General features: G+C 70.5%; 25 protein-coding genes. 6 read left to right on the forward strand and 19 right to left on the reverse strand.

The window, feature by feature from the left end:
- Nucleotides 1-29: 29 nt before the first annotated feature.
- A complete protein-coding gene (locus ACGFJ7_RS42360) occupies nucleotides 30-776 on the reverse strand; it encodes a hypothetical protein (RefSeq protein ID WP_360247819.1) in 747 nt (248 codons plus the stop codon).
- Between the two features lie 67 nt (nucleotides 777-843).
- On the opposite strand from ACGFJ7_RS42360, the gene ACGFJ7_RS42365 reads away from it, so the two are divergent.
- The 3 genes from ACGFJ7_RS42365 to ACGFJ7_RS42375 are packed head-to-tail and all read left to right on the forward strand — an operon-like array spanning nucleotide 844 to nucleotide 2,470.
- A complete protein-coding gene (locus tag ACGFJ7_RS42365) occupies nucleotides 844-1,272 on the forward strand; it encodes an OsmC family protein (RefSeq protein WP_360247817.1) in 429 nt (142 codons plus the stop codon).
- 51 nt (nucleotides 1,273-1,323) lie between these two features.
- Nucleotides 1,324-1,686: a metallopeptidase family protein gene (locus ACGFJ7_RS42370; protein WP_360247815.1), complete on the forward strand. Its 363-nt coding sequence runs from the start codon at nucleotides 1,324-1,326 to the stop codon at nucleotides 1,684-1,686.
- 49 nt (nucleotides 1,687-1,735) lie between these two features.
- Nucleotides 1,736-2,470: an AIM24 family protein gene (locus ACGFJ7_RS42375; RefSeq protein ID WP_360247813.1), complete on the forward strand. Its 735-nt coding sequence runs from the start codon at nucleotides 1,736-1,738 to the stop codon at nucleotides 2,468-2,470.
- A gap of 4 nt (nucleotides 2,471-2,474) precedes the next feature.
- On the opposite strand, the gene pheA is transcribed toward ACGFJ7_RS42375, so the two are convergent.
- The 5 genes from pheA to ACGFJ7_RS42400 form a co-directional block, all read right to left on the reverse strand.
- Nucleotides 2,475-3,422, reverse strand: a complete 948-nt coding sequence (gene pheA, locus ACGFJ7_RS42380; protein WP_392647749.1) for a prephenate dehydratase — start codon at nucleotides 3,420-3,422, stop codon at nucleotides 2,475-2,477.
- Between the two features lie 30 nt (nucleotides 3,423-3,452).
- On the reverse strand, nucleotides 3,453-4,058 hold the full coding sequence (locus ACGFJ7_RS42385; protein WP_392647751.1) for a hypothetical protein: 606 nt from the start codon (nucleotides 4,056-4,058) through the stop codon (nucleotides 3,453-3,455).
- Between the two features lie 23 nt (nucleotides 4,059-4,081).
- A complete protein-coding gene (locus tag ACGFJ7_RS42390; RefSeq protein ID WP_360247807.1) occupies nucleotides 4,082-4,471 on the reverse strand; it encodes an ACT domain-containing protein in 390 nt (129 codons plus the stop codon).
- Nucleotides 4,472-4,538: 67 nt separating this feature from the next.
- Nucleotides 4,539-5,000 carry a hypothetical protein gene (locus tag ACGFJ7_RS42395; RefSeq protein ID WP_360247805.1) on the reverse strand — a complete coding sequence of 154 codons (462 nt, stop codon included), beginning with the start codon at nucleotides 4,998-5,000 and terminating at the stop codon, nucleotides 4,539-4,541.
- 106 nt (nucleotides 5,001-5,106) lie between these two features.
- Nucleotides 5,107-5,838, reverse strand: coding sequence for a hypothetical protein (locus ACGFJ7_RS42400; protein ID WP_392647755.1), 732 nt, complete (start codon nucleotides 5,836-5,838; stop codon nucleotides 5,107-5,109).
- 300 nt (nucleotides 5,839-6,138) lie between these two features.
- Here ACGFJ7_RS42400 and ACGFJ7_RS42405 point away from each other — a divergent pair, with 300 nt between their 5' ends.
- Nucleotides 6,139-7,335 carry an arginine deiminase gene (locus ACGFJ7_RS42405; RefSeq protein WP_360247803.1) on the forward strand — a complete coding sequence of 399 codons (1,197 nt, stop codon included), beginning with the start codon at nucleotides 6,139-6,141 and terminating at the stop codon, nucleotides 7,333-7,335.
- Here ACGFJ7_RS42405 and ACGFJ7_RS42410 read toward each other — a convergent pair.
- The 9 genes from ACGFJ7_RS42410 to ACGFJ7_RS42450 all read right to left on the reverse strand — a co-directional run bounded on the left by ACGFJ7_RS42410 (nucleotide 7,332) and on the right by ACGFJ7_RS42450 (nucleotide 15,486).
- Complete coding sequence (locus ACGFJ7_RS42410) at nucleotides 7,332-8,054, reverse strand: glycoside hydrolase family 16 protein (RefSeq protein ID WP_392647758.1); 723 nt, start codon at nucleotides 8,052-8,054, stop codon at nucleotides 7,332-7,334. The genes ACGFJ7_RS42405 and ACGFJ7_RS42410 overlap by 4 nt on opposite strands.
- A 150-nt stretch (nucleotides 8,055-8,204) precedes the next feature.
- A complete protein-coding gene (locus ACGFJ7_RS42415; RefSeq protein WP_360247799.1) occupies nucleotides 8,205-9,083 on the reverse strand; it encodes a DUF5926 family protein in 879 nt (292 codons plus the stop codon).
- A 38-nt stretch (nucleotides 9,084-9,121) separates the two neighbouring features.
- Complete coding sequence (locus tag ACGFJ7_RS42420; RefSeq protein WP_360247797.1) at nucleotides 9,122-10,306, reverse strand: HAMP domain-containing sensor histidine kinase; 1,185 nt, start codon at nucleotides 10,304-10,306, stop codon at nucleotides 9,122-9,124.
- Between the two features lie 56 nt (nucleotides 10,307-10,362).
- Entirely contained in the window at nucleotides 10,363-11,160 is a 798-nt protein-coding gene (locus tag ACGFJ7_RS42425; protein WP_360247795.1) for a glycerophosphodiester phosphodiesterase family protein, read from the reverse strand.
- On the reverse strand, nucleotides 11,157-11,492 hold the full coding sequence (locus tag ACGFJ7_RS42430) for a rhodanese-like domain-containing protein (RefSeq protein ID WP_360247793.1): 336 nt from the start codon (nucleotides 11,490-11,492) through the stop codon (nucleotides 11,157-11,159). Before ACGFJ7_RS42430 ends, ACGFJ7_RS42425 begins: the two co-directional genes overlap by 4 nt.
- 19 nt (nucleotides 11,493-11,511) lie before the next feature.
- The gene (locus ACGFJ7_RS42435) at nucleotides 11,512-12,723 is read right to left on the reverse strand and encodes an LCP family protein (protein ID WP_392647761.1); all 1,212 of its coding nucleotides are present in this window, start codon (nucleotides 12,721-12,723) and stop codon (nucleotides 11,512-11,514) included.
- A gap of 113 nt (nucleotides 12,724-12,836) precedes the next feature.
- Entirely contained in the window at nucleotides 12,837-14,510 is a 1,674-nt protein-coding gene (locus ACGFJ7_RS42440) for a cation acetate symporter (protein ID WP_392647763.1), read from the reverse strand.
- Nucleotides 14,510-14,860, reverse strand: coding sequence for a DUF485 domain-containing protein (locus ACGFJ7_RS42445; RefSeq protein WP_360247787.1), 351 nt, complete (start codon nucleotides 14,858-14,860; stop codon nucleotides 14,510-14,512). Before ACGFJ7_RS42445 ends, ACGFJ7_RS42440 begins: the two co-directional genes overlap by 1 nt.
- A gap of 116 nt (nucleotides 14,861-14,976) precedes the next feature.
- Nucleotides 14,977-15,486, reverse strand: coding sequence for a flavin reductase family protein (locus ACGFJ7_RS42450; protein ID WP_392647765.1), 510 nt, complete (start codon nucleotides 15,484-15,486; stop codon nucleotides 14,977-14,979).
- A gap of 81 nt (nucleotides 15,487-15,567) precedes the next feature.
- On the opposite strand from ACGFJ7_RS42450, the gene ACGFJ7_RS42455 reads away from it, so the two are divergent.
- Both ACGFJ7_RS42455 and ACGFJ7_RS42460 read left to right on the forward strand, forming a co-directional pair.
- Nucleotides 15,568-15,798 carry a hypothetical protein gene (locus ACGFJ7_RS42455; protein WP_360247783.1) on the forward strand — a complete coding sequence of 77 codons (231 nt, stop codon included), beginning with the start codon at nucleotides 15,568-15,570 and terminating at the stop codon, nucleotides 15,796-15,798.
- Between the two features lie 26 nt (nucleotides 15,799-15,824).
- Nucleotides 15,825-16,052: a hypothetical protein gene (locus tag ACGFJ7_RS42460; protein ID WP_360247781.1), complete on the forward strand. Its 228-nt coding sequence runs from the start codon at nucleotides 15,825-15,827 to the stop codon at nucleotides 16,050-16,052.
- 1 nt (nucleotide 16,053) lies between these two features.
- Here ACGFJ7_RS42460 and ACGFJ7_RS42465 read toward each other — a convergent pair whose 3' ends face one another.
- The 4 genes from ACGFJ7_RS42465 to ACGFJ7_RS42480 are packed head-to-tail and all read right to left on the reverse strand — an operon-like array spanning nucleotide 16,054 to nucleotide 20,449.
- On the reverse strand, nucleotides 16,054-17,658 hold the full coding sequence (locus tag ACGFJ7_RS42465; RefSeq protein WP_360247779.1) for an ABC transporter permease: 1,605 nt from the start codon (nucleotides 17,656-17,658) through the stop codon (nucleotides 16,054-16,056).
- Nucleotides 17,649-18,431, reverse strand: coding sequence for an ABC transporter ATP-binding protein (locus tag ACGFJ7_RS42470; RefSeq protein ID WP_360247778.1), 783 nt, complete (start codon nucleotides 18,429-18,431; stop codon nucleotides 17,649-17,651). The genes ACGFJ7_RS42465 and ACGFJ7_RS42470 overlap by 10 nt, the downstream gene beginning before the upstream one ends.
- Before the next feature lie 18 nt (nucleotides 18,432-18,449).
- Nucleotides 18,450-20,066 carry a cation acetate symporter gene (locus ACGFJ7_RS42475; RefSeq protein WP_360247776.1) on the reverse strand — a complete coding sequence of 539 codons (1,617 nt, stop codon included), beginning with the start codon at nucleotides 20,064-20,066 and terminating at the stop codon, nucleotides 18,450-18,452.
- A complete protein-coding gene (locus ACGFJ7_RS42480) occupies nucleotides 20,063-20,449 on the reverse strand; it encodes a hypothetical protein (protein ID WP_360247774.1) in 387 nt (128 codons plus the stop codon). The genes ACGFJ7_RS42475 and ACGFJ7_RS42480 overlap by 4 nt, the downstream gene beginning before the upstream one ends.
- Nucleotides 20,450-20,451 lie beyond the last annotated feature (2 nt).

The following is a 20,451-nucleotide window of genomic DNA, read 5'->3' on the forward strand; positions in this document are numbered from 1 at the left end:
ACGAGCCTACCGGCGACCGAGCCCGATCTTCATCCGGATATGCCGTCCCCGTAGGAGGTGAACGGCTTGACCGGGGCGACGGTCAGATCCAGCGGAGCGTCGGGCTGCTTGTCGTCCTCGCTCGTGGGACGCCGCCACGACCACGGCTCGACCGGGGCCGAAGTCTCGTCGTCGTCCACCTTGTCCGGCCGTCCGAGGTAGCGGCCGGCCTGGTGGAGGGCGGCCAGGATCAGCGCCATGGCGGCCAGCGCGCACCACAGGCCCCGCCCGTACGTCAGTGAGATCTGGTCTTTGTCGAGCGCGATCTCGTAGACCCGGTCGATCGTGCCGCTGCGATCGCCCAGCTCGGCGGCGAGCGCGATGAGCAGGCCGAGGGCCGTGCCGGCGGCGCTGAGGCCGGCCAGCCGCGCGTAGCGACGGCCGGCGGGCGGCCCGAACATGGTCAGCACCACGGCCGGGACCACGAGGAACAGGCCGATCAGATAGCCCGTGCCGAGCGCGCCGAGGTCGCCGACGCCGGCCGCGACCGCGCGCTTTCCCACGTCGCCGCTGAGCACTTCGGCGTCGACCGTGGTGACCTGCCACTCGGAGAAGAGCGAGGCCAGGGCGGCCACACCGGCCAGGCCGGTCAGCACCGGCACCACCCGCCGGTCGCCGGCCAGTTCGCGAACGAAGCCGGACTGCCATCGCCGCCGGGTGGGCGGCTCCGGACCGAACTCGACCACCGACTCGGCCGGGGCGACGCCGAGGTCGATCGGCTGCTGCTGCGCGGGCATGTGAACCATGATGACGGGTGCGCAGGTCCCCCGGCCAGCGGCCGAACGATGGACTAGCGTTCTCGATATGCCTATTCGTACCGCAACCGCCCGCTGGCAGGGGAACCTCACCGAGGGTTCCGGCACGATCAAGACCGGCAAGGGCGGCATTCAGGGGAACTACTCGTTCAAGTCGCGCTTCGAGGAGGGCGAGGGGACGAACCCGGAGGAGCTGATCGGGGCCGCGCACTCCGGCTGCTACTCGATGGCGTTCTCCAAGGCCCTCTCCGACGAGGGCTTCACGCCGAACTCGGTCGAGACCGTGGCCAAGGTGCACCTGGACAAGACCGACGCCGGCTTCAGTGTGACCCGCATCGACCTCGAGACCGTGGGCGACGTCCCCGGCATCGACGACGCGGCCTTCCAGAAGATCGCCGTGGCGGCCAAGGAGGGTTGCCCGATCTCCCGGCTGCTCTCACCCGGCGCCGAGATCACGCTCAGCGCCAAGCTGGCCTGACGTTGGACCGGGGCGCTTGGTCCGTACGGCGGATCGAGCGTCCCGGGCACAATGGGTGGCGTGCCGGTCGAGATGAGCGCCGAACGCTTCGAGGAACTTGTCGGTGAAGCCCTCGACGAGGTGCCGCCCGAACTCATGCGCATGATGAGCAACGTCGTGATCATGGTCGAGGACCTGCCCCCGGACGGCAGCGACGATTTGCTCGGGCTGTACGAGGGCACAGCGCTGACCGACCGCGGCTGGGACTACGCCGGCGTGCTGCCCGACCGGATCACCATCTTCCGGCTGCCCACGCTGAAGATCTGCGACACCGAGACCGACGTGATCGACGAGGTCGCCATCACCGTGGTGCACGAGATCGCCCATCACTTCGGCATCGACGACCACCGCCTGCACGAACTCGGCTGGGGTTAGACCCGCCCTCTTACTCTGGGGCTCAAGGAGCCACAACAGGAGGACCTTCATGCGCAGTGAGCTTTTCTCGGCGGAGAACCTCGAGGTCGAGTCGGCCCAGCCCGGGCTGCGGCTGCAGAACTCCAAGCTGCTCAAGGCCGAGCTGAACGGTGAGTTCATGGCGCGGGTCGGCTCGATGGTCGCCTATCAGGGTCAGGTCCAGTTCGAGGCGCTCGGTTCCGGCGGCATCGGCAAGTTCCTCAAGCAGAAGATGACCGGCGAGGGCGTGCCGCTCATGCGGGTGAAAGGGAACGGCGACGTCTTCCTGGCCGAGCGGGCGGCCGACATCCATCTCATCGACCTCGACCCGGGCGACGCGCTCTCGATCAACGGCGCGAACGTTCTCGCCTTCGAGTCCTCGCTGCGATACGACATCAAGATGGTCAGCGGCGCCGGCATGATGTCGAACGCCGGCCTGTTCAACTGCGTCTTCACCGGCCAGGGCCGGATCGCCGTCACGACGCACGGCACGCCCGTGGTCCTCACGGTCGACCAGCCCACCTATGTCGACCCGCAGGCCGCGATCTGCTGGTCGGCGGGCCTGCAGACCGGATATCACCGGGCCGATCAGCTCGGCCTCGGCACGCTGCTGGGCCGCAGCACGGGCGAGCGTTTCACGATGAGCTTCGCCGGTCAGGGCTTCGTGGTGGTCCAGCCCTCCGAGGAGCCGCCCGGCGGCGTCGCCGGCCTCGGCGGCGGCAACCAGTCGGGCGGCGGCGGCATCCTGGGCAACCTCTTCGATTGAAAGGTCAGGCCGTCTCGCCGGCTCTGACCTGGGCCAGCCACGCCGCGGAGTCGGCGAAGTCGTTGTTGGCCAGGCCGGGTGGGGACGGGACCGGAGGCTCGGGGACCAGGCGGTGGCGGGGGTAGCTGCCGAGGAAGCGGACGTCGGCGCAGATGCGGCGCAGGCCCTGAAGGGCCTCGCCCAGCTGGGGCTCGGCCACGTGGCCGGTGCAGTCCAGGAAGAAGACGTACGTGCCCAGCTGCTCGCCGGTCGGGCGGGACTCGATGCGGGACAGGTTGATCCCGCGCACGGCCAGCTCGGTGAGCACCGCCAGCAGGGCGCCGACCTGGTCGCGCCGGATCGAGACGGCCAGCGACGTGACATCGTCGCCGGTCGGCTCGGCCGGGCGGCCGGGGCGGGTGAGCAGCGCGAAGCGGGTGACGGCGTCCGGGTGGTCGGCCACCTTGTCGGCCAGCACGGTGAGGTCGTTGCGGGCGACGCCGATCGGGGCGCAGAGCGCGGCGTCGTGCTCGCCGGCGGCGGCGCTGATCGCGGCGGCGGCGTTGGAGAGGACGTCGACGATCACCGCGTCCGGCGCGTTCGCGCGCAGCCAGTTGCGGCACTGGGCCGACGCCTGCGGGTGCGCCGCGATCGTCCGGATCTCGGCCAGCGGCGTGAGCTGCCGCGCCCCCAGCACGAACTCGACCGGCAGCACGACCTCGCGCGTGATCACAAGCGGGGCGCCGGTGACCAGCTCGTCCAGGGTGACCGGGATGGCCCCGCCGACCGAGTTCTCCAGCGGCACCAGCGCGGCGTCGGCGTCGCCGGCGCGGACCGCCTCGAGCGCCTCGGGGACGCTGCGGGCGGGCGTACGCAGGCCACGCTCGGCCGCGGGGATGGTGCGCAGGGCGGCCTCGGTGAAGGTGCCCTCCGGGCCGAGATAGACGAAGCGGGTGGGCGGCGTTCCGGGCATGACGGAAGTCTAGGGCCCGGCGCCGTCTTGTCAGAAGCCGCAGGCGAGCACGCGAATGCCGGGTGGCGCGCTGTTCTGCACCGGGTTGATGCACACCTCCGAGCCGGCGGCCACGCGAGTGAGCGTGGCCCCCGAGCCCGTGGCGACGATCATGAAGGGGTCCTCTTCCACGCCCTTGAGACCGAGCGCCGTGAAGGACCACGTGCCCGAGCAGAACGGACCCTCCTGCACCACGAGCGGCACCTTCGCCATGCCCTCCTCCTTCTTGGCCAGAGCCACGATCTCGGGGCCGGTCGGCACCGTCGTGCACTTGGGCGCGTGGGAGGGCGTCGGTGTCGGCGACTTCTCGGTGGGCGCGGTCGTCGTCGGCGCGAGCGTGGCGATGGTGGCCGGGGGGATGGTGGCCGGCGGCGGGAGCGTGAGCGGTGGATAGGTGGTGGCGTAGGTCGGGACGGTGGCCGGCGGGGTCAAGGGCTGGGTCGCCGGTGTGGGAAGCGCGGGATCCAGCGGGACGGGCGCGGCGCTCGCGGTCGCGTACGTCGGTGAGGTCGGCTGCGGCTGCGGCGGTTCACCGCAGGCCGAGAGGAGCGCCAACCCCGAAATGATCAGGGGAATGACGGGTGTGCGGGGGGACACCCGGACATGCTAAGCCCGATTCATCAGGACGCAATGCGATGGCCGGCGGCGTGCAGGGTGTCCATGGCCTCGGTGAGCCGGACCGCCGGGACCAGGAGGTAGTCCGTCGTATACGTGGAAAACGTCACAATGTTGACGCGGGCGTCGGCCAGCGGGCCGATGAGCGAGGCCAGGACGCCGGTCAGGGCGAGGTCGAGCGGCCCCACGACACGCAGGCATCGCCAGGCGGTGTCGGCCGTGGCGCCGTCCGGCACGCGGTCGCTGGGGCAGATGATCGACAGCTCCTCCGGCGCCCAGCTCAGCGAGATCACGCTCTTCTCGTCCGGCCCTTCGCTCAGCGAAGCGGGAATCGGTGAGCCGGCCGGAAGGCGGCACACCGCGTACTCCCCTGGTAGCAGGTCGAGATCGAGCATGAACGCAGACTACGTTTCGAGGTCATTTCTGCACATGCCCGCGAGGTGCGGTAAACACCACAGCGCGCTAGTAGCGCACCGGGGAGAAGAACGTCAGGGAGCCGGCCACGCGATCGCCGTCGATCAGCGGGGTCGCGATCGCGTCGACGGTCAGCGGCGGCTCGCCCGGGCCCGGAACAACGCGCAGCAGACCCCGGGCCAGGCGCTCGCTGCGAACCGCGAGCAACGGCGGGATCTTGTCGGCGTCCGACTCCTCGAGCTCGCCCGCGCCGGCCGTGAAGTCGATCAGGCGCAGCACTCCGCCGAGAGCTTTGCCGATCACCTCCGGCGGCTTGCCCAGCCCGAGCAGCTCCGCGGCCGAGGCCGAGAGGGCCTGGATCGCCGTGGAGTTATCGATGATCAGGCACGGCTCGGCGGCGGCCGTCACGGTCGCCGTCCACCTCTCGAGACTGGGGACGAACTCGGCCTCGGACGGTGTGCGCGCCTGGGGGACGAACGCTCCGGAAAGTGAGAGTTCGACGTGCGCCACCCGGTCCTCCTCGCTCCTGCGGATCAACGGCGGCGCCGCGGCCGCGACCGGTCACCCGGGCGCCCGCCGCGGCGATGAAGCCGTCGACATGTAACCGCAAGGAACGTTACCGGCGTGCCGGACGCTTGTCAGCGGCCGTTTGTCCGTCAGCGTGCCAGCGATAGTCACCGGCCGGCCGGTACGGAGCGTTGGCCCAGGTCGCCGGGTGGTTCGCCACGGCTGAGAGCTTGCCCGCGGTGGCCGGCGAGATGCGGGCGCCACCGGCGATCAGCAGGCGGTCGAGCTCCTTGTCGGTGGAGACCAGCACCTCCTTGGGGAGGCCGTGAACGCTGATCACGCCGGATCCGACGAAGGTGAGCACGGGAGTCACGGGGACGCTCAGGCCGACCGCGGCGGACAGGGCCTTGCTCGCGCGGCGGGCCTCGCGGCGGGCCTCGGCCACGTACGCCGGGCGCTTGCCGTTGATCTGGACTACGTCGCCGGCGATGAGCACGCGCGCGCGGCCGTGGTCGGCGACGGTCACCGCGTAGACGCCGCCGGGACCGATCGCCAGGAAGCCGGCACGGTCGTCGGCCGGGTCGGGCTCGTAGTGGCCCAGGGCGTCGGTGCGCGGCCAGTCGACGATGTGCCACGCCGGGCCGAGGCGGTCCAGGCGGGTGAGAGCGCGGTTGCCCGCTGCTTCGAGACGACGGGCGTCACGCTCGGAGCGGCGGCGCTTGAAGTAGTCGGTGGGCGACGGGCGGTTCGGTGCCTCCAGCGCTGCGGGCTGCGCGAGAGAGCGGTCGATGATGGTGGTCGACTTCGCGGGCAGAGCAGGGCGTGCTGGGAAGACAGTCACTTCGACCTCCGGCAAAAGGTCCTTCGGGCTCTCTTTTCACTACCGTAAGTGCTCGACCCCCTACGGAAGCAAGACACCAGGGCGGAAAGAAAGGGGAGTGAGTGGGGATGAATGCCGCATTCACGCATCGCGAGTTCTTGCGGATGGTGCATCTCAGCGCCCGTTCTCCTGTTCGACTGGTTCTCGGACAAAGTTAGTCGGAGAGCCGGGTTCATGCACAGGTGTCTCATGATCTAGACCGAACGTCATCGAACAACCGCGAGGAGTGCTGGGAGATCGACTGGGGAGTACGGTCGGCCTGTGGCGCACTACGTCGACAGTGAGGTGGGCAGGCTCCGCACGGTGCTTCTCCACCGGCCGGGACCCGAGTTGGCCCGATTGACCCCACGAAACAACGATTCGCTGCTTTTCGATGCGATTCCCTGGGTGGGGCGGGCGCAGGAGGAACACGACGCCTTCGCGGCGGCCCTGCGGGAGCGCGGCGTGGAGGTGCTCTATCTCGGTGAGCTGCTCGCCGAGACGCTGGCCATCACCGAGGCGCGCGCGGAACTGACCGCCGGGGTGCTGGCCGACCGCCGGCTCGGCGACACCCTGCGCGACAGCGTGGGGCGTTACCTCGCCGACCAGGACCCGCGGCGCCTGGCCGACGTGCTCATGGCCGGACTGGCCCACGAGGAGCTGAAACCGGGGCCGGGCGGCCTGGTCTACGAGCTCATGGACCGCCACGACTTCGTGATCGACCCGCTGCCCAACCTGCTGTTCACCCGGGACTCGTCGGTCTGGGTCCGCGACCACGTGGCGGTCACCAGCCTGGCCATGCCGGCCCGCAACCGGGAGACGACGCTGACCCAGGCGATCTACCGGTACCACCCGCGCTTCGCCGGGGCCGAACTGCTCTACGACCCGGGGCTGGAACATCTCGAGGGCGGCGACGTGCTCCTGCTGGCGCCGAACGTGCTCGCCATCGGCGTCGGCGAGCGCACCACCCCGGCCGGCGCCGAGCGGCTGGCCCGCCGGGTCTTCGCGGCCGGGCTGGCGCACACCATCCTGGCCGTGCCGATCGCCCAGGAGCGCGCCACCATGCACCTCGACACGGTCTGCACGATGGTCGACGTCGACGCCGTGGTCATGTACCCGAACATCGCCGACACCCTCCAGGCGTACACGGTCACGGCGGACGCCGACGGCGAGCCCCGCGCGCGAGCACCGCGACCGTTCCTGGAGGCCGCCGCCGAGGCGATGGGTATCGACCGGTTGCGGATAATAGACACCGGTCTGGACCCCGTCACCGCCGAGCGCGAGCAGTGGGACGACGGCAACAACACGCTCGCCATCGGCCCGCGCCTCTGCGTGGCTTACGAGCGAAATGTCGAAACCAACGCCCAGCTGGAGCGGGCCGGCATCGAGGTCGTGCGCATCAGCGGCAGCGAGCTCGGTAGCGGCCGAGGCGGCCCCCGCTGCATGAGCTGCCCTATACAGCGTCAAGCCCTCGATTAGGTACAGGTGACGCGAGAGACGATCAGCTCGGGGACGTGGGGCGGGCCGCCGCGTTCGGGGAAGTCGAAGACGGCGATCTGGAGCTGCATGGGGTACTGCGGGGCCTGATCGATGTGCTTGACGACCTCGCCGTCGATCGTGAAGTCGAGGGATTCCCGGCGCCACTTCACGCCGTACGCATGGAAGTCTGAAATATCCAGAGGATGCGTGACAGTTCCCCAATCCTCGGTGAGGTGGGGGTCGCGGAACCGATGCAGGCCCATCCCGATCTCGTGCGGCGCGGTCCCGAAGACCTCCATCACGCAGATCTCGCCGGACAGCTCGGGGACGGTCTCGATGCCGGCCAGCCAGAACGCGACCATCGAGCGCGGCGTGATGATCCCGCGCAGGGTGATCTCGACGTCGCTGTAGATCGGCGTGACGCCCCAGAACTCACCCTGTTCCTCACGGACCTGAAGCCCGTCGCGGAACGGCTGGCCGCCGACCGTGCTGCCCACCGGCCCGGAGTAGTTGGCGCTCTGGATGCCCGACACGCGCAGCGGCGTCTCGTGAACGCCCTCGGCCCACAGCGGCTGGTCGGCGGGAATGCTCAGCCGAAGCTCCCCGCCGCCCACCTCGTACGTCGCCGTCGACCGCGCGCGCGAGCTCCAATGCGGCAAATACCACGGAACCCACCGAGAACGGTCCAGCTCCGAAGACGTGAACCGCTCGTCGAACATCGGTCCCGGCCCTTCTGTCAGCGTGACCAAGTCGCATTGCGCCCGTCGGTGTCGAGGGCGCCGAAAACGGCTAGGCGCAGCCGAGGCCGTTTTCGGTGACCTCGACACCGACCCCTCGGGGCGCAATGCCCGCCGAGCGGAGCGAGGCCATCAGCGGAGCGTCAGCTGGCGGCCGATCAGGCCCTGCTTGGCGCGGCGGGCGTCGGCGTCCAGCGGGCCGGTCTCGGCCAGGATGTCGGCGTAGCGCTTGGCGAAGTCGGCCAGCGGGGCCTCCCAGTCGGCGCCCTCGCCCTCGCCCGGGATGTCCCAGACGGGCACGAGCAGGCCGTGGGCGCGGAACATGCCGGCGAACTTCGTGTTCTCGCCCAGCAGCAGGTCGCCGGAGGCCGAGAGGCGGGCCAGCGCGTCCAGTGCCTTGTCCTCCGCCTCGGGCAGCACCCAGCGCACGTGACCCTTGTCGGGGGCGACCCGGCACCAGTACGCCGCGTGGGCGCTCTGCAGGCGCACGGTCGGGTAGATGGAGGCGTTCGCCCGTTCGAGGGACGCCTTCACGTTCGGGTCCTCGGCCTGCTCGGCGTCGAGCCAGTACTCGAAGCCCTCGTGCATGGTGATCTCCAGCGGGCCGTCGGCCAGCACGTCCTGGAGGCGGGGGCCCTCGCCCGGCAGGGCCGGCACCGACACCGTGTCGCCGGGCTCGGTGCGCAGGGCGCTCAGGATCGCCACCGCGAGGTCACGCGAGACGTCACCGGACTGCACGTGCCGCTGGAGGCCGATGAAGACGCGGCCGTCCTGGCGCGTCATCGCGGGCCAGGCCATCGGGAGGACCGTCGAGAGGGTGACCGGGCGGTCCCCGTACTCATCGATGATCTCGGGCTTGAGGGTCAGCGGCGCGGACGCGGCCGGGACGAGCTCACGAAGCGCGATCCACTCCGGCTCGTCGGCCATCCCCTCGAACGGCCGGGCGACGAAGATGTCCCGCACCTTCTCGCGTTTCGGTGCGGACTGGCGTTGATTGCGACGCTTGCTCACGGCGACACAGCCTAGGCGGTGAAGCGCCCCGTGTCTTTTCAGGCTCGCGGGAGACGGACCTCGGCCGTGGTACCGCCACCCTCGCGCGGGCGCAGCGACACCCACCCGTGCTGCCGTTCCACGAGCCGGCGCACCAGGTAGAGCCCCAGGCCGGCGCCGGGGTGATGTTGCCGGTCGCCCGACTCGGCCTGCCAGTAGCGCTCGAAGGCCCGTTCGACGTGTTCCGGCTTGATGCCGACGCCCCGGTCGGAGACCCGGAAGCGCAGCGTCTCCTCGTCGGCGCCGGCGCACAGTTCGATCAGCGAGTCGGGCGGCGAGTACTTGTCGGCGTTCGTGGTGAGCTCGGTCAGGATCGTCGCGATCGAGTCCTTTTCCCCGTACGCCTTGGGCAGCTCCGCCGGAAGGTTCCCGGTCAGCATGCGCCGGCGCAGGTCGGCCGGCAGTTCCTCGACGGCGCCGCGCAGCGTCTCGGGCAGGTCGAACGGTCCGGCCGGCGACTCGCCGATCTCGCCGTCGGCGCTGGCCGCGGAGAGCAGGCGGTCGACCAGGCGGGCCAGTTCGCCGGCTCGGGTGCCGATGATCCGTACGGCTTCCTGGCGCCCGTCCTCGCCGAGCGAGTCCCAGTGGTTGGTGAGCGTGTCCGCGTACCCCTTGATCACCGTGACCGGGGTGCGCAGCTCGTGGCTCGTCACGGCGACCCAGAGGTCACGGGCGTCCTGCCGGGTGGTCCCGTGCACCGGCAGGCCCGCGCGGGCCGCGTAGAGCCGCCCCACGTGCGCGGCGAGCAGTTCCAGCACGGCGTGGTGCTCCGGGCCGGGCTCGCCGTCGTCGCCGCCGAAGTAGACGTGCAGGGAGCCGACGATGGCGTCGCCCACCTCGCAGCGCGCGCCCAGCATGCGCCGCAGGTCGCCGCCCTCGACGTGTTTGGCGAACTCGTCGTTGAGCGAGTCGAGCGGGATGAGCAGGGTGCGGCCGCCGCGCAGCCGCGAGTCGGCGCGGTCGACCCGGCGGCCGATGGCGGGGGTGCAGGCGCCGGTGGCCGCGATGATGCGGCCGTGGTCGGGCGCGTACTCGGCGAAGCCGGCGCCGCGGCCGCCGAGCGCCTCCTGGGCCAGCCGGACGACCTTCTGCAGCGTGGGCAGCCCCGTCTCGCCGTCGTTGATCCGGTCGAGGACGGCGATCTGACCTCGGGTCAGCGCGCTGTAGTCGGGGAGGTCCGGCATGCTTGCGAGTTTGCCTCGCTTCTCGGTCTTTGGGCAGACCCCGTGGGTGTCGTGCGTCACATTTCGGCGAGGTGGTCAAGAACGAAGCGGGGCCGGTCGGTGATCACGCCGTCCACCCGGTGCTCGAGCACCAGGTCCAGTTCCGTCTTCTCGTTCACCGTCCAGACGTACGCCTGGTGGCCGGCGGCCCGGATCGCCGGGATCAGGCCGGGACGGGCCCGCACCAGCCCCACGCCCGGCCCCGCGATCCGCGCGCCGAACGGCAGCCGGCCCCGGGACACACCCACCCCCGGCGGCAGCAGCTCGACCAGATAGACCGTGGGGATCGTGGGCGCCTGGGCCCGGACGCGGCGCAGCGCCAGGGCCGCGAACGACATCACCGTCACTCGGACGGGGTCGTCGGGTCGCTGCTCGGCGAGCCCGTGCCGGCGCAGCATCTGCACGAGGCGCCGCTCGACCTCCGCGCCGTAGCGTGACGGGTGTTTGGTCTCGATGAGTAGCCGCACCTGCCGGCCGCTGTCACGCACCGCTTCCAGCAGCCGGTCGAGGGTCAGCAGCCGGGTGAGATCGGGCAGGGGTTCCTCGTCGCCCGGATATCCCGGGTGCCACGAGCCGAAGTCGAGCGAGTCGAGCTGGGCCAGGGTCTTGGTGCTGACCAGCCCGCGGCCGTTGCTGGTGCGGCCGAGCCGCCGGTCGTGCACGCAGACCAGGTGACCGTCGCGGGTGAGCCGGACATCGCACTCGAGCCCGTCCACACCGTCCTTCAGCGCCTGCATGTAGGCCCCGAGGGTGTGCTCGGGCAGCGCGTCACCGCCGCCACGGTGCGCGAAGACCAAAGGACGGTAGTCAGTCACAGGACGGCTGGTGGCTGACCGCTCTCATTGACAACCTCGCGGCCGGAAGCCTCCCAGGACTTCATGCCGCCGTCGAGGTTGCGCACGTTGTCCCAGCCGTTGCCCATCAGGTACGACACGACCTGGCCGGAGCGGCCGCCGGAACGGCACACCACCACGACCTCGACATCGGTCGGCACCTCGGCGACGCGGGCCGGGATCTCCATCATCGGGACGTGGTGGGCGCCGGGCGCGTGGCCCGCCGCCCACTCGTCGGGCTCACGAACATCGAGCAGGTAGGCGCCGTCCTCGACTTCGACGGCGGTCACGCTGGGCACTTGAGGTCCGAACACGGCCTCAAGGGTACGGGGGTCAGCCACCGGTGTTGGCGGTCGACCCCTTCTTCACGTTGGCCGACATCCAGTCGCCCACCTTGTCGGCCGCGACCGCCTTGTAGAGGGCCAGCGCCTTCTCCCGGTCGGCGACCACCACGGACTGGCCGGAGATGGTGTCGGCGCCCTTGTTGGGGCTGGTGATGAAGGTGAGGTTGTCGCCGCGGACGCCGCGCAGCTCGGAGGCCATGTCGGTCAGCGAGAAGTTGTTGTCGACGGTGACGGCGGCGGTGACCGCCTTGAGGAACGAGTTGAGCTTGCCGGGGTTGGTGATCGTGCCCGAGCTCGTCGCCTTGTCCATCAGGGCCTTGAGGAATTCCTGCTGGTGCTGCATGCGGGCGAAGTCGCCGCGGGCGAACTGCTTGCGCTGGCGCACCCAGTCGAGCGCCTGCTCGCCGTTCATGTGCATCATGCCCTTTTTGAACACCCGGTGCGGTTTGTGGATCGACGTGATGGTCTGGTCGACCTTGAGGTCGACGCCGCCGAGCGCGTCGGTGACCTCCTTGAAACCGCCGAAGTCGATGGCCATGACGTGGTCGATCTTGACGTCGGTCATGCACTCCACGGTGTGCACCGCGCGGGGCAGGCCACCGAAGGCGAACGCCGCGTTGATCTTGGCGCGGCTGCCGTCCGAGCACTGGGCGTCGTTGCTCTTGGGAATGGTGACCCACAGGTCACGCGGGATCGAGATGAGCTGGGCGCTCTTGTGGTCCTCGGGGACGTGCATGAGGATCAGCGTGTCGGCCCGCCACTTGCCGGCGCCGTCGTCCTTGGCGTCCGGGTCACGGGAGTCGCTGCCGACCAGCAGGATGTTCTGCGCGCCCTCGATCGCCTTGGCCGGGCGGTCGGTCGACAGGCCGGAGAAGGCGTCGGTGCGCTTGAGGTCCTTGTCGAGGCCGCGGGCGTAGCCGTACAGCGAGATGCCGCCGATGACCGCGATGATCAGCAGGGCGAGGCCGCCGAGCAGGGCGATGCGCTTCCAGCGGGGCCGGGGGCGGTTGCCGCGGTAGGAGTTGCCCCCACCGCTGCCGCCGGGTGGGCGGCCACCGCCGCCGCCACCGCCACTGTTGCCACGGGGCGGCCAGTCCTCTCCAGGCCCGGACGGGCGTGACGGACGTGCCGTGGCCCGGCCCGCGGGCGGAACTGAGGCTCTTCCCGACTGGTTGCCGTACGGAGAGGTGGGAGCAGACATGAAAGCTAGGTTACGGACCTCGCGCTCGTTCGCCTCGTCTTAACGGGCGACGCGGCACGAAGGGGGGAGAGGACGGCTCTCCCCCCTTCGGCCAACCGCAGGTCAGACGCGGGTCAGTGGGCCCCGTGTCCGGTCAGCGACCGGACCTCGAGCTCGGCGTACTTGTCGGCGTCGGACTCCTTCGAGATGACCGTGCCGATCCAGCCGGCCAGGAAGCCGGCCGGGATCGAGATGAGGCCGGGGTTGGACAGCGGGAACCAGTGCCAGTCGTGGTCGGGGAACATGGCCGTCGGCGAGCCGGAGACGACCGGCGAGAAGAAGACCAGGCCGACCGCCACGATCAGGCCGCCGTAGATCGACCACATGGCGCCGGAGGTGTTGAACCTCTTCCAGAACAGGCTGTAGAGGATCGCCGGCAGGTTGGCCGAGGCGGCCACCGCGAACGCCAGCGCCACCAGGAAGGCCACGTTCAGGCTCTGCGCGAAGATCGAGAGCGCGATCGCGACCGCGCCGATGCCCAGGGCCGAGATGCGGGCGACACGGACCTCGTCCCGCTCGGAGGCCTGACCCCGCTTGATCACGTTGGCGTAGAAGTCGTGGGCCAGGCTCGACGACGACGCCAGGGTCAGGCCGGCCACCACCGCGAGGATCGTGGCGAAGGCGACCGCCGCGATCACCGCCAGCAGGATGGCGCCGCCGGTGTCACCGCCGAAGTAGTCGATTCCCAGCGCCTGGGCCAGCTGCGGGGCGGCCGTGTTGCCGGCCTTGTCCTGGGCGGTGATGTTCTTGCCGCCGACCAGGGCCGCCGCGCCGAAGCCGAGGGCCAGGGTGAACAGGTAGAAGACGCCGATGATGCCGATCGCCCAGAGCACGCTCTTACGAGCGATCCGGCTGGTCGGCACGGTGTAGAACCGGGTCAGGATGTGCGGCAGGCCGGCCGTGCCGAGCACCAGGGCGATGCCGAGCGAGAGCAGGTCCATCTTGCTGTAGAAGGTGGCCGACGCGCTGGCCGACTCGACGCCGTAGCGCAGGCCCGGCTCGAGGAACGCGTCACCCTTGCCCGACTGGGCGGCGGCGTCGCCCAGCAGGTTCGACAGGTTGAACTTGTAGTGGGCCAGCACCAGGATCGTCATCAGCAGGGCGCCGGTCATCAGCATGAACGCCTTGACGATCTGGACGTACGTGGTGCCCTTCATGCCGCCGACCACGACGTAGACGATCATCAGAGCGCCGACCAGGATGATCGTGGCGACCTTGGCCGTGTCCGCGTCCATGCCGAGGAAGGTGGTACCCGGCTTGATGCCGAGCAGCAGCGAGACGAGCGCGCCGGCGCCGACCATCTGGGCGATCAGGTAGAAGATCGACACGACGATGGTGGAGACGCTGGCCGCGGTGCGCACCGGGCGCTGGCGCATCCGGAACGCCAGCACGTCGGCCATCGTGTACCGGCCCGCGTTGCGCAGGTACTCGGCGACCAGCAGCAGCGCGACCAGCCAGGCGACCAGGAAGCCGATCGAGTAGAGGAAGCCGTCGTAGCCGTAGAGCGCGATCAGGCCGGCGATGCCCAGGAAGGACGCCGCCGACATGTAGTCGCCGCCGATCGCCATGCCGTTCTGGAAGCCGGAGAACTGGCGGCCGCCGGCGTAGAAGTCGGTGGCCGTCTTGGTCTGCCGGCTGGCCCAGATCGTGATGCCCAGGGTGATCGCGACGAAGACCAGGAAGAGCGTGATGGTGAGCCCGCGCGAGGAGGAGGCGGTGGCCTCGGCGGCGAGGAGGTGCGGTTCCATCAGGCGTCGGTCCCCTTCTTCTCGCCGCTCTCGATCTCGTCGTAGATCTGCTTGGCCAGCGGGTCGATCTTCTGGGCCGCGTAGCGCGAGTAGTACCAGGCGATCAGGAACGTGGAGAGGAACTGGAGCAGGCCGAAGACCAGCGCCACGTTGATGTTTCCGACGATCTTGGTGCTCATGAAACCGCGGGCGTACGCGGAGAGCAGGACGTATAGGGCGTACCAGAGGAAGAACGCGGCCGTCATCGGGAAGACGAAGCTGCGGACGATGTGGCGCAGCCTTCCGAACTCCTCGGACTGCTGCACGGCCACGTACCTCTCGGCGGAGGTCGAGGGCACTTCGGTAGTCACCGGGTTTCACCACCTTCGGTGGGGCGGACTTTCCGGCAACGTACGGAAGTTGCGGGCGAGTCACCGGCACCCGGTCGGCTGTTGCGCCGAGTGGCCGTCTGACTGCGCCCAGCGGGTCACAGCTCCCGGTAACGCCCTCGATAGTGGATCAGCGGACCGGCCGGGGAATCGACGGTGATCGTCTCGATCACGGCCTCTACCAGCAGTGCCCAGCCGCATTCCCGTGAGGACTCCAGGCGGCAGCCGGCCCAGGTGCCGTGGTCGGCGGGCACCGGCCCGTACTCGGTGTCGATCCACTCGTCGGCCGCGAAGAGGCCACCGGGCGCGGGCATGAGCCCGGCGAACCGGTCGGCCACCTGCCGGTCGGCCGGGGTCAACGGGATCACCGTGAACCGGCGGCTGGTCTCCACCGCGTCCCAGAAGTCGCTCTCGTCGTCGATGAGCCCGAGAACCCGGCCCGGGTCGCCGTCGGCGATCAGCGTCGAGGAGACCGTGAGCCCGGCCGGGCCGGGCGTGGTCCAGAGGGTGACGGGGCTGGCCAGCCGGCCCCGCAGGCGCCGGACCGCCGACTTCTCCTCGTCGGGGGTGGCGAAGGGATCGGTCGAGTGAATCGTCACGCTGACCATTCTGGCTTTGCTTACAGAAGGTGCACGACCCTATCGGTCAACATTGATCAACTACTATCTTCCTACGGGAGGAGGTCGCCCGTGCATCAGCAAGTGCAGTTGCACCCGGGAGAGGTGCTGCACGTCGGCGCCGACGCGAGCGTGCAGTTCGAGGGCGCCCGGGCTCTGACCTTCCGGCTGATTCGGGTCGACACGCGCAGCACGTACGACGGCTGGCTCTGGCTCGAGGGATACGTGCTCGGGCCGACCGGGGCGGCGCTGCAACGCCGCCGCATCTTCGTACGCCGTGAGGGTCTTCGCCCTGCTCTCTGAGAAGTTCCTGGATGTAACGTGTGCCAATGGATGAGGCGTTGCCTCGGCCCGGCGAGGTCGTCTACGTGGGCGGGGCGGCCAGCGTCCAGTTCCAGGGCGAGCGGGCGCTCACCTTCCGGGTGATCCGCGTCGACCCCCGGCTCACCTACAACGGCTGGCTCTGGATCGACGGCTACGTGCTCGGGCCGACCGGCGAGGCGGTCGAGCGGCGGGTGATCTTCGTACGGCAGGAGGGCCTGGTCAAGCGGCGCTGAGTCACCGGCCGGGCGTGACCGCGGCGAGCACTTCGGGCATGCGTCTGTCCAACCTGTCACCGGCGATGCCCGAGCCGATCAGGTAGGCGGCGCAGCCGTACGCGATGCCGACCGGCAGGCCGAGCCACAGCCAGACGTCGCCCAGGAAGAAGCCGACGACCTGCAACGGCGCCGAGACCACCACGGTGGCCACCATCGCGCCCAGGGTGAGCAGCCCTTTGGCCACCCCGCCGCCCGAGGAGACCGCGAACGGGCTGGTCGTCTCGGGCAGCGCGTAGGCCGCGACCACCGAGACCGGCAGCACCACGCCGAGCCCCACCCCGTACGCCGCGACGAGCCCGCCGAACTGCGCGGCGATCGCCTCGGGCCGCCCGCTCACCAGCGCCACGACGACCGCCACGATCACCAGCAGCGGCACCGTGAACAGGGCGTGGGCCGCGGCCCGCGAGTGGATCTCGGTGCGGCCCGGCACGCCCGCGGTCATGTTCGCCGCGTACGCGCTGCCCTCGTAGCCGAACTGGTTGGCCAGCGCGACAGCGGCCAGCGCGCCCACGAACAGCGCCATCGGCCCCGGCGACCCACCGCTCATCGAGATCGAGACCGGCAGGAAGAGGCCGACCACGGTGAAGGTGATCAGCGAGGCGCGCCGCCGGGTCTCCCGCATCCAGTAGCGGACCTCGCGTGCGACGAGCGCGCCGAACCGGGTCGCGGGCAGCCGCCCGGCCAGCAGGCGGCCGACCGGTGACCGGGTGTCGGTGGCGGCGCCGCCACGGCCACCGGCGGCGGCGCCGAGCATGGCCCGTTCCAGGGTCGCGCTCCACCACCAGAGCAGGCCGACGAGGGCGGCCACGACGATCAAGAGCTTGAGGGGTACGGCCCACGCGCGCCCCGCGGCCACGTCCAGGCCCACCGAGTACGGCGCGCCGAGCGGCGTCCACCCGGCGACGTCGGCCACCGTGCCGAACGCCGCCCAGTCGGCCCGCTCCAGACCGGCCAGCACGGCGAGCTGGAGCGGCCCGAGCAGCGCGGCCGTCACGGCGAGCAGGATCACGGCCAGGTCGCGCGAGCGCCGCGACCGCAGGCCGGTGGCGAAGGCGCTGGTCACGGCCCGGCTCACCGCCACGCAGAGCAGCAGGCCGACGACGATCCCGGCGAGTTGCGTCAGGGCCGCGGCGGTACCGCCGAGCTGGGCCGCCGTGCTGACCGTGCCGGCCGTCGCGACCAGAGTGGCCAGCGTCGGCAGGCCGACCAACGCGGCGGCGAACAGGCCGGTGATCAGGGCGCGGCGGCGCAGCGGGAAGAGCGCGAAGCGGGCCGGGTCGAGCGACTCGTCGACGCCGAAGAAGACCAGGGGCAGCACGACCCAGCCGAGGACCAGCGCCGCCCCGCCGAGCGGCAGCAGCGTGGCCGCCGCCTGGTCGTCGCCGAGAACGCCGGGCACGGCGAAGATCGCGTAGCCGGCGACCGCGAAGATGCCGGAGAGCAGCAGGCCGGTGAGGAAGAGCGCGACGCGCCCGGGCCGGCCGCGCAGCCCGTTGGCGATGAGCCGCAGCTTGAGCCGGACGAAGGTCAAGGAAGATCCGGAGGGCGCCGCGGTCAGAGCCACGCCAGCTCCGAGCCGGTGGCCACGCGGGCGCCGACCACCTGGACGAAGACGTCCTCGAGGGAGCGGTCACCGCGTACCGCGTCGAGGGTTCCGTGCATGCGCAGCACGCCGTCGGAGAGGATCGCGACGTGCGAGCAGAGCCGCTCGACGACCTCCATGACGTGACTCGAGAAGATCACCGTGCCGCCGCCGGCCACGTACCGCTGGAGGATGTCCCTGATCCGCGCGGCCGAGACCGGGTCGACCGCCTCGAACGGCTCGTCGAGCACCAGCAGCCGCGGCGCGTGCAGCAGCGCGCAGGCCAGGCCGATCTTCTTGCGCATGCCGGCCGAGTAATCGACCACCATCGTCTTGTTCGACACACCGAGCTCGAGCACATCGAGCAGCTCGCGGGCCCGCTGGTCGACGGTCGCGGCGTCCATCCCGCGCAGCAGCCCGTGATAGGCGAGCAGTTCGGCGCCGGTGAGCCGGTCGAACAGGCGCACCCCATCCGGGAGGACGCCGAGCCGGGCCTTGGCCGCGGCCGGGTCGGCCCACACGTCGTACCCCAGAAGGAAAGCCTGACCCGCGTCGGGCCGCAGGAGACCGACGGCCATCGAGAGGGTCGTGGTCTTGCCGGCGCCGTTCGGGCCGAGCAGACCGTAGAACGAGCCGGCCGGCACGTCGAGGCTGACGCCGGAGACGGCGAGCTTGGTATCGAAACGTTTGACCAGACCGCGCAGCGACATCGCCGCCGGCGGTTCTGCCCCTGAGCGTTGCGCCGGCACGGTCATGGTTTCGAAGTTAGCAGGTCAGGACACCCGCAACGACTCCGGCGCGTGCAGCCGGAGCATGGTCGCCCCGACATCCGGTGGCACCCGGCGCCCGGTCAGCAGGGAACCGGTGACCATGACGAAGAAGGCCAGCGGCACGGTCCAGGCGGCGGGCTCGCCGATGAACTCGGCGGACCAGCCGTGCAGCGGCGGCCCGAGCACGGTGATCAGGACGGCCGCCATCGAGGCGCCGCCGCCGATCAGGATGCCGGCGATCGCGCCGACGTCGGTCAGCCGGCGCCACCAGATGCCGAGCACCAGCAACGGGCAGAAGCTGGACGCCGCGACCGCGAAGGCCAGGCCCACGACCCGTGAGACGTCCATGTTGGAGACGTAGAGCGACAACAGCACGGGTACGACGGCCGCGAGCACCGTGGCCAGGCGGAAGTCGCGCACCGAACCGCCGCGCCCGGCGTGCAGGACGTCGGTGAAGACCACCCCGGCCACGCTGGTCAGCAGGCCGGACGAGGTGGAGAGGAAGGCGGCGAGCGCGCCCGCGGTGACCAGCGCGGCCAGGAGGCGGCCGAGATGACCGCCGCCGAGCGCGGCCTCGGGCAGCAGGAGCACCACGGCGTCGGTGCGGCCGGTCATCAGGAGCTGTGGTGTGTAGATGCGCCCGAGGACGCCGTACAAAGTCGGCAATAAATAGAAGAGCCCCACGAGACCCAGCACGACCAGGGTGGTCCGCCGGGCGGAGGCGCCGTCGGGATTCGTGTAGAACCGCACGAGCACGTGGGGCAGGCCCATGGTGCCGAGAAAAGTGGCCAGGATCAGCGAGTAGGTGGCGAAGAGGGTGCTGTCGCCGCCGGGCAGAAGCCAATCCGCGCCGAACTGACTGTCGACCGTGCTGACATGCGGAACCTCGTCACCGGCGTCGTAGCGGAGAGTCTGTCCTTTTTGTACGGCGAGGCCGTCGACCACCGCATCCTGTTCCATGGTGACCGTCGTCGCGGCCGGAAAGACGGTCGGAGTGACCGCGGGACGGCCGTCCGACTGCCACTGGAGCACCAGGAAGATCACCGGGACGGCGAGCGCGGTCAGCTTCAGCCAGTACTGGAAGGCCTGGACGAAGGTGATCGCCCGCATGCCGCCGAGGGCCACGTTCGCGGTCACCACCACGCCGACCAGCAGGGCGCCCCAGGCGTACGAACCGCCGGTGACCGTGGTGAAGGTCAGCCCGGCGCCCTGCAACTGCGGCACCAGGTAGAGGCAGCCGATGAAGACGACGAAGACGCTGGCCAACCGGCGCAGGGTCAGCGAGCCGAGCCGTACCTGGCAGAAATCGGGCAGGGTGAACGCGCCCGACCGTCGCAGCGGCGCGGCCACGAACAACAGCAGGGCCAGATAGCCCGCGGCGAAACCGACCGGGTACCAGAGCACGTCGACGCCGTACCGCAGCACCAGGCCGGCGACGCCCAGGAAGGACGCCGCCGACAGGTATTCGCCGCTGATCGCGGCCGCGTTCCAGGCCGGGCTCACCGAGCGCGAGGCGACCAGGAAGTCGGAGGTCGTGCGGGCGAAGCGCAGGCCGTAGACGCCGATGCCGACGGTCACCAGCACCACGACCACCAGGGAGGGCACGACGTACGGGTTCACCGCTCGGGCCTGCGGATCACGGCGATGAAGTCCTGCTCGTTGCGCTCGGCCCAGCGCACGTACGCCCAGCCCACCACCAGCAGGAACGGGAACGCGGCGACACCGAGCAGCAGCCACGGCAGATGCACGCCGAAGAGCTTGAACTCGGCGACCCCGGGCGCGGCCACGAACAGCAGCGGCAACGCACCGAGGGCGATCACCACCACCAGCGCCAGCCGCAACGCGAGGGCCAGTTGGGCCCGCATCAGGCCCTTGACCAGAGCCTCACCCACGGGAGTCTGTTCCGCGAGGTCGGTGCGGGTCAGGTCGGCGGGGCGGCTGCGGGCCGCGACTTCCCCGAGCACGACCCTCGTACGCCGGGGGGTGTCGTCCGCGGGGGTCATGT

This window comes from Actinoplanes sp. NPDC048988, from assembly GCF_043197815.1.
Lineage (GTDB): Bacteria > Actinomycetota > Actinomycetes > Mycobacteriales > Micromonosporaceae > Actinoplanes.